Annotated in this window: 9 protein-coding genes and 1 tRNA gene; 6 read left to right on the top strand and 4 right to left on the bottom strand. The window is 32.5% G+C overall.

What is annotated here, in order from left to right; all coding sequences use genetic code 11:
* Positions 1-95 precede the first annotated feature (95 nt).
* Positions 96-683 carry a HupE/UreJ family protein gene (locus tag WA340_RS06860; protein ID WP_336128098.1) on the bottom strand — a complete coding sequence of 196 codons (588 nt, stop codon included), beginning with the start codon at positions 681-683 and terminating at the stop codon, positions 96-98.
* Between the two features lie 143 nt (positions 684-826).
* Between WA340_RS06860 and WA340_RS06855 the strand changes: the two genes are divergently transcribed.
* Together WA340_RS06855 and WA340_RS06850 are read left to right on the top strand one after the other, a co-directional pair.
* Positions 827-1,816, top strand: a complete 990-nt coding sequence (locus WA340_RS06855; RefSeq protein ID WP_336128096.1) for an SMP-30/gluconolactonase/LRE family protein — start codon at positions 827-829, stop codon at positions 1,814-1,816.
* Positions 1,817-1,889: 73 nt separating this feature from the next.
* Positions 1,890-2,894, top strand: coding sequence for a LacI family DNA-binding transcriptional regulator (locus WA340_RS06850; RefSeq protein WP_106677313.1), 1,005 nt, complete (start codon positions 1,890-1,892; stop codon positions 2,892-2,894).
* Positions 2,895-2,930: 36 nt separating this feature from the next.
* Here the strand turns inward: WA340_RS06850 and WA340_RS06845 are convergent.
* Positions 2,931-3,012, bottom strand: a tRNA-Leu gene (locus WA340_RS06845).
* Between the two features lie 144 nt (positions 3,013-3,156).
* Between WA340_RS06845 and WA340_RS06840 the strand changes: the two genes are divergently transcribed.
* The 3 genes from WA340_RS06840 (at position 3,157) to pth (ending at position 5,473) form a co-directional block, all read left to right on the top strand.
* Positions 3,157-4,098, top strand: a complete 942-nt coding sequence (locus tag WA340_RS06840; protein WP_027879550.1) for a ribose-phosphate pyrophosphokinase — start codon at positions 3,157-3,159, stop codon at positions 4,096-4,098.
* A 29-nt stretch (positions 4,099-4,127) separates the two neighbouring features.
* Positions 4,128-4,760 (top strand): 50S ribosomal protein L25/general stress protein Ctc, encoded by a 633-nt coding sequence (locus WA340_RS06835; RefSeq protein WP_106677311.1) that lies wholly within the window; start codon positions 4,128-4,130, stop codon positions 4,758-4,760.
* Positions 4,761-4,840: 80 nt separating this feature from the next.
* Positions 4,841-5,473, top strand: coding sequence for an aminoacyl-tRNA hydrolase (gene pth, locus WA340_RS06830; protein ID WP_304140661.1), 633 nt, complete (start codon positions 4,841-4,843; stop codon positions 5,471-5,473).
* Between the two features lie 49 nt (positions 5,474-5,522).
* Here pth and WA340_RS06825 read toward each other — a convergent pair whose 3' ends face one another.
* Positions 5,523-6,797, bottom strand: coding sequence for a proprotein convertase P-domain-containing protein (locus WA340_RS06825; RefSeq protein ID WP_336128260.1), 1,275 nt, complete (start codon positions 6,795-6,797; stop codon positions 5,523-5,525).
* A gap of 79 nt (positions 6,798-6,876) precedes the next feature.
* Positions 6,877-9,495, bottom strand: a complete 2,619-nt coding sequence (locus WA340_RS06820) for a reprolysin-like metallopeptidase (protein WP_336128091.1) — start codon at positions 9,493-9,495, stop codon at positions 6,877-6,879.
* 117 nt (positions 9,496-9,612) lie between these two features.
* On the opposite strand from WA340_RS06820, the gene WA340_RS06815 reads away from it, so the two are divergent.
* Positions 9,613-12,441, top strand: coding sequence for a M43 family zinc metalloprotease (locus tag WA340_RS06815; protein ID WP_336128090.1), 2,829 nt, complete (start codon positions 9,613-9,615; stop codon positions 12,439-12,441).
* Positions 12,442-12,514: the final 73 nt, after the last annotated feature.

Here is a 12,514-nt window from a genome sequence, read left to right as displayed (position 1 = left end):
TAACGAAGATATAAGGTTAGTATTTTAATTACAATTTAAAAGGATAAGTTTTATGAAAACTTTAGATAAAATTGGCTCTTTTTAATAATTAATTACTATAAAATCCAATTATCTATTAACATCGGAATTACTAGTCCTATTACTATTGAAGAGACTACCAGCATCCAATCTCTTTTAGAAAACCTAAATATTGTTTGAAATATATATCCTAAAAATAGAACAATAAAGACTATTATTATTTGCGCTATTTCTATACCTAAAGCAAACTCTAATAAAGCTATAAATTTATTATCGCCAGAGTCTAAGTTCATTCTAAACTCTCTTCCAAAACCAAAACCGTGTATTAAACCAAAAAACAATGTCGACACAAATAGAACACCTATTTTCTGACTATTTTTTTGCTTACCAGCAGTAAACACATTGTAAACTGCCATAATTAAAATGGTAATTGGTATTAAAAACTCAATCAAACTTGCTTGTACACGTACATGACCATAAACAGACAAAATTAAAGATAAAGTATGTCCTACTGTAAACATGGTAACCAGTAATAAAACGCGTTTCCAATCTCTAAATAAATAAGGTACAGCTAATACGATTAAAAATAATACATGGTCATATGCGTTAATATCTAGCACATGATTCATTCCATATTGTACAGTTTGCCAAAAGTCATTAAACATTAGGTGTTATTTTTAGGGTTGGGTAAATATACAAAAAGTAAAAAAACGCAAAAGTAATTTCAATATTTACTTGTGTCAAAACTTAAAACTTATTTTTGGTTGTATCTTCGTCAAAAAAATTACTCAATTCGCAACTAATACTAATGGTAAAAACAATTTTTAAATTTATAGTACTTACACTTCAATTTTCAATATTAACATTAACTAGTTGTAAGGAAAATAAAACACCAGTAGAAAAAAATAAAATTACTAATCTTGCTACCCTAGAATATAAAATTAGTTCTAAATTAGGTGAAGGCGCTATATGGAATTATAAAACTGAAGAATTATACTGGGTAGATATTGAAGGACAAACACTAAATATTTATAATCCTGAAACAAAAAACAACAAAGTAATTAAAACACCATCAAAAATAGGGACCGTTGTCCCTTATACAAAACAGCAATCGGTTATAGCTCTTGAAGATGGTATATATCAGGTAAATTTAGACAACGGAAAATTAAATCAAATTTCTGATATTGAAGCTTCGATGACAGAGAACCGTTTTAATGACGGAAAGTGTGACCCACAAGGAAATTTTTGGGTTGGTTCTATGCATTTAAAAGAATCTTCACCTAAAGCAAGCTTATATAAAGTAGCACCTAACGGAACTACAACAAAAATGATTGATAGCGTTACAATTTCTAACGGAATTGTTTGGTCTAAAGATGCAAAAACCATGTATTATATAGACACACCAACCAAAACCATTAAAAGTTATGATTACGACATAAAGACCAGTACAATTTCTAACGAAAAAGTAGCAGTTAATGTCCCAGAATCTTTAGGCTATCCAGACGGAATGACTATTGATCAAAATGACATGTTATGGGTTGCTTTATGGAATGGTAATGCTGTAGCGCAATTTAATCCAAAAACAGGACAGCTAATTTCAAAAATAGAAGTACCTGCACATAATGTAACATCTTGTGCTTTTGGAGGCAAAAACTTGGATGTTTTATATATCACAACGTCTACCAACGATATGACAAATGAAGAAAGAGAAAAATATCCTCTAGCAGGATCTATTTTTAAATATAAACCAGAAGCTAAAGGCAGACCAGCTTTCTTTTTTAAAGAAGCAATTAGATAAAACAAAAAACAATATTAATTCTTGCTATTATAGTAGGAATTTGTAAATTTAATACTTGGGAAATTCAGAAAAAATGAAGAAAAGCATCACATTAAAAGAGTTATCAAAAATATTAGGTGTTTCAATATCAACAATATCTAAAGCATTAAATGATAGCCCAGAAATTAGTCATGACACCAAAACTAAAGTAAAAGAACTTGCTGCACTTCATAAATATCAACCTAATGTATTAGCTAGAAATTTAAAATCTGGAACTACCAAAACCATAGCTGTAGTTATCCCAAGTGTACAAAACTTCTTTTTTGCACAAGTTTTATATGGTATTGAACAAGAAATTGCAAAAACAGACTACAACTTAGTTGTTAGTCTTACTAATGAATCTTTAGAAAAAGAATCTAATAACTTAAACCATTTCTCAAACGGAATTGTAGACGGTTTTATAGTAACCGCTTCTGAAGAAACTCAAATTAAAAAAGAATATACCCATTTTACATCTGCTCTAGATAACAAAAAAGCTATTGTTATGTTTGACAGAGTAGTTAAAGATATTAATTGTGATAAAGTTTTGGTAGATGATAAAGAAGCAGTTTACAAAGCTACATCACATTTAATAAAATCTGGAAGAAAAAAGATAGCACTAGTATCAACTATTAGCAACTTAACAGTTGGTAAATCAAGAATAGCAGGTTATAAACAAGCGCTTAATGAAAACGGAATAGAGTTTTTAGAGTCTTATGTAGTATCATCATCCGAAGAAGGTATAAAAAAAGAAACAGATTTATTTTTAAGTAATAATCAAACAGATGCTATAATAGCATTAGATATTCAATCATCATTATCTGGTCTAAAATCTGTTAAAGAAAAAGGATTAGAAATACCTAAAGACGTTGCTATTATTGGCTATTCTAGTGAAAGAACAGCATCTCATCTAACTCCAGAATTGTCTACTATAAGCCAAAATGGTATAGAAATAGGAAGAAAAGCCACAAAATTATTGATAGATCGATTAAAATTCCCTGAGAAACCATTTGAAAATATAGTAGTCGCTTCAAAAATTCAAAACAGACAATCCTCATAAAAAAAGTCTTCTAAACAACACATTTAGAAGACTTTGTACTCAAGGTGGGAATCGAACCCACACTTCCGAAGAAACCGGATTTTGAATCCGGCGCGTCTACCAATTCCGCCACTTGAGCAATTAGGAAGTGCAAAATTAAATATAATTTTAATCTTTTATACTAAAAATAGCTACTAATGTCTTTTAAAGCTGAAAAATTATACTAAATTTGCACCTCAAATAAAAATCTGTAGTCTTAAGTGCTGCTTAACAACACATTACTATGTCTAGTACAACAACAGAAGCTAAAATATTTTCTATAACGCAAAGTAAAGCTTTAGCAGAAAAAATTGCGGCTGCTTACGGTACTAATCTAGGTAAAATTATTACCTCAACGTATAGCGATGGAGAGTTCCAACCTTCTTATGAAGAATCTATAAGAGGAACAAGAATTTTCATAATTGGATCTACAAATCCTAGTTCTGAAAATTTAATGGAAATGTTATTAATGATAGATGCCGCTAAACGTGCATCTGCAAGACACATAACAGCAGTACTACCTTATTTTGGTTGGGCTAGACAAGACAGAAAAGACAAACCAAGAGTACCAATTGCAGCAAAATTAGTTGCAAAAATGTTGGAAACTGCAGGAGCAACTCGCATTATAACAATGGATTTGCATGCAGACCAAATACAAGGGTTCTTTGAAAAACCAGTAGATCACTTATTTGCATCTACTATATTTTTACCTTATTTAAAGGAGTTAAATTTAGACAATTTAACTATAGCTTCTCCAGATATGGGAGGATCAAAACGTGCCTACGCATACTCTAAAGCATTACAAAGCGACGTAGTTATATGCTATAAACAACGTGCTAAAGCCAATGTAATTTCTCATATGGAACTTATTGGTGACGTAACTGGTAAAAATGTTGTATTAGTTGATGATATGGTTGATACTGCTGGAACATTAACCAAAGCTGCCGATTTAATGATGGAAAGAGGAGCAAAAAGCGTAAGAGCGATTTGTACTCATCCAATACTATCTGGCACCGCTTATGAGAGATTAGAAAATTCTAGATTAGAAGAGTTAATTGTAACAGATTCTATACCTCTTAAGCAAGAAAGCAAAAAAGTAAAAGTTTTAAGCTGCGCAAATTTATTTGCAGAAGTAATGCATAATGTACATCATAATGCATCAATAAGCTCAAAATTTATAATGTAGAAATAATTAAATAAATATAAATAACAATTATGAAATCAATTACAATCAACGGATCTCAAAGAGAAAGCGTGGGCAAAAAAGCAACAAAAGCCTTACGTAATGCTGGTCAGGTTCCTTGCGTATTATACGGAGGAGACAACCCAGTGCATTTCTCTGCACCAGAATTAGCCTTCTCAAAACTAGTATATACGCCAAATGCGCATACAGTTGTGATTGAGCTGGAAAATGGTGACACTTACAATGCTATTTTACAAGACATTCAGTTTCACCCAGTAACAGATAATATTTTACACATTGACTTCTACCAATTATTTGATAACAAAGAAGTAACAATGGAAATTCCTGTACAATTCACAGGTAACTCTAGAGGTGTAAGAAACGGTGGTGTTTTACGTAAAAACAAACGTAGCTTACGTGTAAAAGCGTTACCAGGTAATTTACCTGATTACATCGAAGCAGATATTACAGATTTAAAGATTGGTAATAAACTTTATATTACTGCTTTAGATAGTGAAGACTTCAAATTTATGCATCCAGACAACACTGTAGTTTGTCAAGTAAGACGTTCTAGAGCATCTATGGCTGTTGCTGATGATGATGAGGATGAAGATGAAGATGTACCAGCAACTGAAACAGACGATGTTGCAGCTGTAAAAGAATAAACTCTTTTTAAACTCATAAATAAAGCATTCTGTTAATTCAGGATGCTTTTTTTATTTTTGAAAAAATAAAACTTTATAAGATGTGTGATTTTTTCAAAAAATTATTTAAAAAAAATCCAACTGTATTAGTTAAAGAACAAAACCCTATGAAAAAATTTTTAATTGTTGGCTTAGGAAATATTGGCGAAAAGTACACAAATACAAGACACAATATCGGTTTTAAAATTTTAGACCAATTAGCGTCTAAAGAAGAATTAACTTTTGAAACAGTTAAACTAGGAGATATTACAACTTATAAATTTAAAGGAAGATCATTTATACTTTTAAAGCCTAGCACCTATATGAATCTTAGTGGAAAAGCTGTACAATATTGGCTGACTAAAGAAAAAATACCCTTAGAAAACTTATTAGTTATCACTGACGACTTAAACTTACCATTTGGAACTTTACGTTTAAAAACTAAAGGTAGTGACGGAGGACATAATGGCTTAAAAGATATTCAAGAAAAATTAAACACAACTAAATACAATAGGTTTAGATTTGGCATAAGCGACGCGTTTAGTAAAGGCAGACAAGTAGACTACGTTTTAGGAGAATGGGATGAAGAAGAAAACCAAAAACTACCCGAACGCTTAGACAAAAGTATAGAACTAATTAAATCTTTTGGTACAGCTGGAGTTAATAACACAATGAATACCTTTAACGGTAAATAAAAAAAGGAAGCTAAATTAGCTTCCCTTTTTTTTACTACTATGCTAAAAATCAATCTATAATAAGTTTTTTAGTTTTAGTATTTTCTCCATCTGTTACATTAAGTATATACATTCCTGACTCAACATCATTTAATCTAATTTGTTGAATAAAATCATTTGAGTTTTTAAAACTTTGATAAAATACTTTTCTGCCTCTTATATCATAAACATAAATTTCTACATCTTCTATAAAAACTGTATTTTTCATTTTAATGGTAAATTCTCCATTATTAGGATTAGGATAAACACTAATAAACTCAGTGTTATTTAAAACATCATTTCCAATTGATAAAGCACTAAACAAGCACAACTCTAAATCAAAAGATAAAATTGTTCCTCCATCTTCAGAACCATAAGTATCATCTACAGATAAGGTCCAATTTCCTGCAGACATTTCTCCATTTAATAAGGACAAATCACCTTCTGGCATAAATACTCCTGTAAAAGGAGCACTTCCTGTTGTAATAGAAGCTTTCGCATCTTGATCAAAAACTGTATTAGTATAATTATCAGAACTACCTCCATTTCCTGTAGATAACTCTATAATTGTTCCTGCAGGACTTATCAAAGAAATATCTAAATCACTATTCCAAGTATGATTAATACTTATCGTAACATTAACATCTGCAATAGGTGCATCTTCTAAAATATTAATTACGGAAGTATAATTAGCATCTGCTCCAGTTGAAGCAATTGTAATTGGTAAATCTGTTGCACTATAAACAGTACATTCTACATCACATACATCTCCAACACCATCTCCATCTGCATCTGCTTGGTCTGCGTTTGAAGTATAGATACAATTATCTGAAGTATTTAAAATACCGTCATTATCAATATCATCGTCACACACGTCTCCTATTCCATCTCCGTCTACATCGGCTTGATCAAAATTTGGAGTATTTACACAGTTATCAGATCCATCTGGTATACCATCTCCATCTGTATCATTCTGCGGAGAGCCACAAATCTCGATTGACCAATTTACTAAATCTCCAGTATCAAAACCGTAGCTATCTATAACTTTTAATGTCCAATCTCCAGAAGAAAACTCAGAGTTTAATATAGAAAGCGCTTCGGTAGGTTGATAAACACCAGTAAATGGCGCTGTACCACTTGCAATTGGGTTAGCAGCATCATCATCAAATACCGTGTCTGTATAATTCATACCCGAACCACCATTTTCAAAACTTAAATCTATCTCTGTACCTGCAGGACTAATTAATGAAACGGTTAAATCTGAAACATAAGAGTGAGTAATATTAATTGTAACATTTACATCTATTATAGAGCTAACATCTGTAACTGTAATTATAGAAGATATACCTGTTGTATCACTATCTGGTATCGCAATTGGTGTATCATTAGAAATATATGTATTTACACGCTATGTTTGCTGTTTCAAAATTTGAAGTAGCATAAGCACCATTACCACAATCGTTTACAGCTCTAACTCTCCACCAATACATTGTTTGAGTTGCTAAGCTTGTTGATGTGTAATTATTTGATGTTAATGTTTGGCTATCTATTATAGAAGTAAAACCAGAATCTGTAGCAATATCTAACTCATAAGAAGTCGCATTTGGGTCTGAATCCCATGTAAATACAGCATTAGAAGGCGCCACATCTGTCACGCCCAAAGCAGGTGTTAAAGTGTTGATCGTTGAAAAATTTGTGTCATTTACATTGAATTCTACATTTGCAGAACTAGTAATTGAACCTGATGTTCCTGTTAGTGTAAACGGATAGTTACCTATTGACAAACCTCCAATACCTGTTACTGTAACTGTTACTGCTGTTCCGTCTGCTGTAGCTGTTGTAGGAGTTATAGTTGCAGTTGTACCAGCTGGCAAACCAGAAGTAGAGAAAGTGGTTGTTCCTGAAAAACCTAAAAAAGTATTGTAAGTAAAATTAAACACAGCGTCATTAGGACTACAAACATCAACAGGAGTATTATTTGCTGTTATAACAAACTCTGATTCTTGTATGCTAAAATTAGTAGAATTAATTGCATAAAAAATATTGTTATTACCTTCTACCATTACTCTTGCTGTAGCAGTATCTCCGCCTGTTACAGGGACTGTAATATCAGGCGAACCATCATTTGGCACATCAGTAGCTAATACAAAAGGGTAAGTAAAACCACCATCTGTAGACAGCTTTATATTAACTGTAGGTGTGTTAACTGCACCAGTATTTGTTCCAGCTACATCCCATGTAATTGTTTCTGTAGAACCAGCGTCCCAAGTAACTGCAGAAGTTTGAGAAGTGACAGCAAATGGTCCAGAACTACCATCTACTGTTACGGTCATGGTATCAAAATCACTTTGAGGTGTTTGACCAACTCCTCCTGCATCTGATCTATCCCTTACAGTTAAAGCAAAATTTAAAGTTCTACCTATGGTAGATACGGTTTCCCAAGAACTATTATCAAAAGTTTCTACAGGGTTAGTTTCTGTTAATTCACCTGCAATAACTCTTTCTATTATTGGCATATATCTATCTGGATTGGTACTTGGTGGTCTAGATCTCCATACAGGACCTGTATGCGCTGGTCCAAAAGACGTACTAGTTGTAGATCCGCTATCTATTTGTTCCCAAGTATAAGTTAGTACATCTCCAGAATCTGCATCAGTAGCAGCTCCTTTTAGCACAAAAGCAGTACCATTAGGTATTGTATAATCTAAACCAGCATTAGCTACTGGAGGATTATTTGTAATTGCTGTTGTTGTTGCACAATTGTTAGGTGCTGATGCTACATTTGTTAAAATCTGATTAATGCTATGATAATGAAAATAAGCATCGCTATGGTCTTGCACATCATTTGCACCAGTAATACCAGCATAGCCCATAATAGTTGTACCGCTTCCAGGTTCTGAATTTACACCAGTTCCTTCTGTATTAAAAGCAAAGGTATGATTAGCTCCCATTTGATGACCAATCTCATGAGGCACATAATCAATATCAAAAAAGTCTGACATATAAGCTCCTCCATCATTATTTAAGAAAGAGTGAGAAGAAAACCCGCTTCCTTTTTGATTATCTTCACAAACACAGCCAATGCAACCTGCATTACCATTATTACCTCCATAAGCAAATAAATGTCCAATATCATAATTTGCTTCTCCTACGGTACTTGTTAATTCGTTTTGTAATTGACTATTAAAACTACCTGTATAAGGATCTGTTGCTGGATCAGGAAAAATAATTTCTGTCCCTGTAACTAATGTAAATGTTATTGCCATATCCACTTCATAAACCTCATTTACTCTGTTTAATGTAGATACAACTTGCGCTAAAGCATCTTGTTGAGCATCTCCGTTTGCTGCGTTACCATCATCCCAAAATTGGGTATATTCTCCGTTTGTAGAAACTGCAATTCTATAATCTCTTAATAACTGGTCATTTGCATCCATTATTCTAGACTGACCTATGTTTTGATCTCTAATCTTAGTTTCATCAGTTAGACATTCAAACCTCTTAACATCTTCATTTATAGATTTTCTTTTGTAAGCTATATGTTCTACATTAGAAAATCTAGACACTGGTTGTATTAATGTTAATTCTTGATTTGCTCGTGTAATCATAACATTAACACCTAAAGGAGTTACGCTAAACCTAACTCTAGTAGTAACATCGTTTACAAGAGAACCTAAATAAGTTTTTATATTAGGATATTGTACCGATAATTCTTTAGATAAAACAGGAGCTTCCACAACTCTAAATTGAAGTGTTTTACCAGTTTCGTCAGGTATCGATACAATTGTATTTGAGTGACCGTTGGAACTTGACCTTAATGGAGCGCTTTGTAATTTTACCTTAAAAGCTTCAATATCAAGACTAAATAAAGCTGAATGATTAGAATCAAACTTCTTTAAGTTAACATTTTCAATACTATTACTTGATATTTTTTTCCATGAATTTTGCGCTAAACCAGAGAAAAAAGATAAAATGAAAACAGTTAAAAGTAGTTGTTGTTTCATAATTTAAAATTTCAATTGCTTATAAAAATAGTTAATATTTAAAACAAACCCATTAAATTAACTTGCTAATAATTAATTTTTAAGTAAATTTGGGCTATAATTTTAAAAATTCTATAAATGAAAAACTCTACTCTAAGTGCTTTATTATTTATTTTATTTGTAAGCTTTTCCTTAAAAGCTCAAAATAATCAAAATAAAAAAGCAACTAACGGTCAGAACTTCCAACTTACAGATCAAACTAAAGAATCTATAAACCAAACTGGATTTGCAAGATGTTTGACTGACGAAAACGAAAAGGCTTTACAGCAACAATATCGCAACAGAGCTGACAGAACTGATTTTGAAAATTGGTTAGCTCCTAAAATTGCTGAAATAAAAGCAAACAGAGCAAGTCAAAGATCTGAATCGCAACAAGTAATTTATAATATTCCTGTTGTAATACATGTTGTACATACAGGTGAAGCAGTTGGTACAGGACCAAACATTACTGATGCTCAAGCATTATCTCAAATTCAAGTTTTAAATGAAGATTATAGACGTCTTGCTGGCACACCTGGTGGCGCAAACACTACAGGTCTTGCTGTAGATGTTGAGATTAACTTCTGTATTGCTCAAGTAGATCCTAATGGCGCACCAACTACAGGTGTAGTTAGACATAACATAACACCTTATAGTAATAGTCAAACACCAGCAGACCCAACTGATTGGGAAACTAGGACTAATGTAGAATCTATGAAGTCTGTTACACAATGGGATCCTACCAAATATTTAAACATGTGGACAATAAATCCAGGAGGAAATCCTTTAAATGACTTTTTTAATCCTGGATTAGGAGGATTATTAGGTTATGCTCAATTCCCTGATAACACGCCTAATTTACAAGGTTTAAATGCTACTGGTGGAGCTGCTAGCACTGATGGTGTTGTAGCTGGATATTATGTTATGGGAACCATAGCTGAAGACGATGGTACATTTATGCTAGATGGGACTAACAACCTAGGAAGAACAATGACTCATGAAGTAGGACACTGGTTAGGTTTACGTCATATTTGGGGAGATGGAGATTGTAGTGCAGACGATTTTTGTGCTGACACACCAAATGCTGCAGCACCAAACTATACTTGTAATCTTTTTAACAACTCTTGTACGGACAATCCTGATTTTGATCAAGTACAAAACTACATGGACTATACTAATGATGCTTGTATGGATACGTTTACTCAAGATCAAAAAGACCGTATACAAGCCATTATGGCAAATGCACCAAGACGTGTCGAGTTAAACTCTTCAACTGCTTGCTCTATATCACCAACAGTTTATGTAACTACAGCTTTACCTGAAAATGTTACAGAAGGAAGTGATTGTAACTTTCAAGACATCACAATTGACTTAACAATGTCTATAGCAGGTAACGCTTCTGCAACTGCTAGTTTAGTTAACACAGGAACTGCTACAGAAAATGAAGACTTCGAACTTATTAACAACTCTGTAACTTTTGCTTCTGGCTCAACAACTCCAAGCAACTCAGTTACACTAAGAATCTTTAATGATAACTTTGTAGAAGCTGATGAAACAATTTCTTTATCTGTAAATGTTTCTACTACAGGGAACGTAACTGCATCTTCAAATGTTTACGAAACAATGATTATTAATGATGATGAAGCAGTAACAACAACTACAACTACAGATGTATTCTTTGACGATTTTAACGATGGTGATGTTTCTGATTGGTCATTTATTGACTCTGATGGAGATACAAACAATTGGATTCCTGTTACTTTAACAGATTCTGGTTTAGGTGCGGGAGATTTTTCTGTTTTAAGATCTTTTTCTTGGGTAAGTTCTACTGGAGCTTTAACACCAGATAACTGGGCAATTACACCAGCTATAGATTTAACTTCTGTTACAGGATCTTTACAATTACAATGGAAAATTGCAGCTGTTGATGCAGACTGGGATGTAGAAAATTATACAGTTTATGTTGCAACTTCTAACACTATAACTGCTTTACAAGCGTCTCCAACAAGCTTTAACGAAAGTACTCTTGATGGAATAAACACGTTAACCACAAGAACATTAGATATATCTAGCTTTATAGGACAAACTATTTATGTAGGATTTAGACATCACAACGTATCAGATCAATTCTCTATAGAGCTTGATGACGTAAGAGTTAGCGCTACTTTTGATACTAGTGTTCAAACAGACGTTAATACATCTACTCCAGATCAATTTAACTTATTAACTTCTGGATTAGTATACTCTACAGACGTAACAACAGGAGATATTATGACAGATATAGATAATACTTCTGGATTTAATTACGGATGTACTACTGTTGCTGTATCAAGAGACGTAGCAACTGCAGGAGCAGATGCTGTAGCATATAATGGTGGTACTGATCCTGCTGGTTATGTTACTGCTAAAACATTTGACATTACTACAGCAAATGCTAGTACTTCAGATGCTGCTACAATTAATTTCTACTTTACCCAAGCAGAAATTTCAGCATGGGAAACTGCAACTGGTAATACTATAAATGATTTATTTGTATTAAATGAAACTACAGGAGAAGTTGTTGCTGTAACAAACTCTACTTTTGGATCAGATTATAAGCTTACTGCAAACCTTAGTATGGGTATTGCTGGTACTTATTACTTTGGTAGTCAATTAGCATTTTTATCAAATAACGATTTTGAATTAGCTAATAGCATCTCTATCTATCCAAACCCAACGGTTTCTGTTTTAAACATTAAAGTAGATAACCAAAATGACATGCCAGATTCTTATAAGGTTTACAATATGTTAGGTCAATTATTAATTGATAATAAAATTAATAATACAAGTGATTTAACTATTGATACAACACCTTTTAGTGATGGAATGTATTTTATAAAAATTTCTAAATCAAATAGAAACTTAACTTTACCGTTTATTAAAAAATAAATAGTTTAGGAAATAAATAACTAAAGCCAATTGAGTAAAATCAATTGGCTTTTTTATTTTTGTATATCTAGAA

This window comes from Mesoflavibacter sp. CH_XMU1422-2, from assembly GCF_037029245.1.
Lineage (GTDB): Bacteria > Bacteroidota > Bacteroidia > Flavobacteriales > Flavobacteriaceae > Mesoflavibacter > Mesoflavibacter zeaxanthinifaciens.
The sequence above is the reverse complement of the archived record's forward strand: the minus strand, read 5'-3'. Positions and strand labels throughout refer to the sequence as shown.

What these genes read in the sequence shown, in the direction of transcription:
- WA340_RS06860 (WP_336128098.1), bottom strand. Translation starts at nt 683, where the DNA reads ATGTTTAATGACTTTTGGCAAACTGTACAATATGGAATGAATCATGTG.
- WA340_RS06855 (WP_336128096.1), top strand. Translation starts at nt 827, where the DNA reads ATGGTAAAAACAATTTTTAAATTTATAGTACTTACACTTCAATTTTCA.
- WA340_RS06850 (WP_106677313.1), top strand. Translation starts at nt 1,890, where the DNA reads ATGAAGAAAAGCATCACATTAAAAGAGTTATCAAAAATATTAGGTGTT.
- WA340_RS06840 (WP_027879550.1), top strand. Translation starts at nt 3,157, where the DNA reads ATGTCTAGTACAACAACAGAAGCTAAAATATTTTCTATAACGCAAAGT.
- WA340_RS06835 (WP_106677311.1), top strand. Translation starts at nt 4,128, where the DNA reads ATGAAATCAATTACAATCAACGGATCTCAAAGAGAAAGCGTGGGCAAA.
- pth (WP_304140661.1), top strand. Translation starts at nt 4,841, where the DNA reads ATGTGTGATTTTTTCAAAAAATTATTTAAAAAAAATCCAACTGTATTA.
- WA340_RS06820 (WP_336128091.1), bottom strand. Translation starts at nt 9,495, where the DNA reads ATGAAACAACAACTACTTTTAACTGTTTTCATTTTATCTTTTTTCTCT.
- WA340_RS06815 (WP_336128090.1), top strand. Translation starts at nt 9,613, where the DNA reads ATGAAAAACTCTACTCTAAGTGCTTTATTATTTATTTTATTTGTAAGC.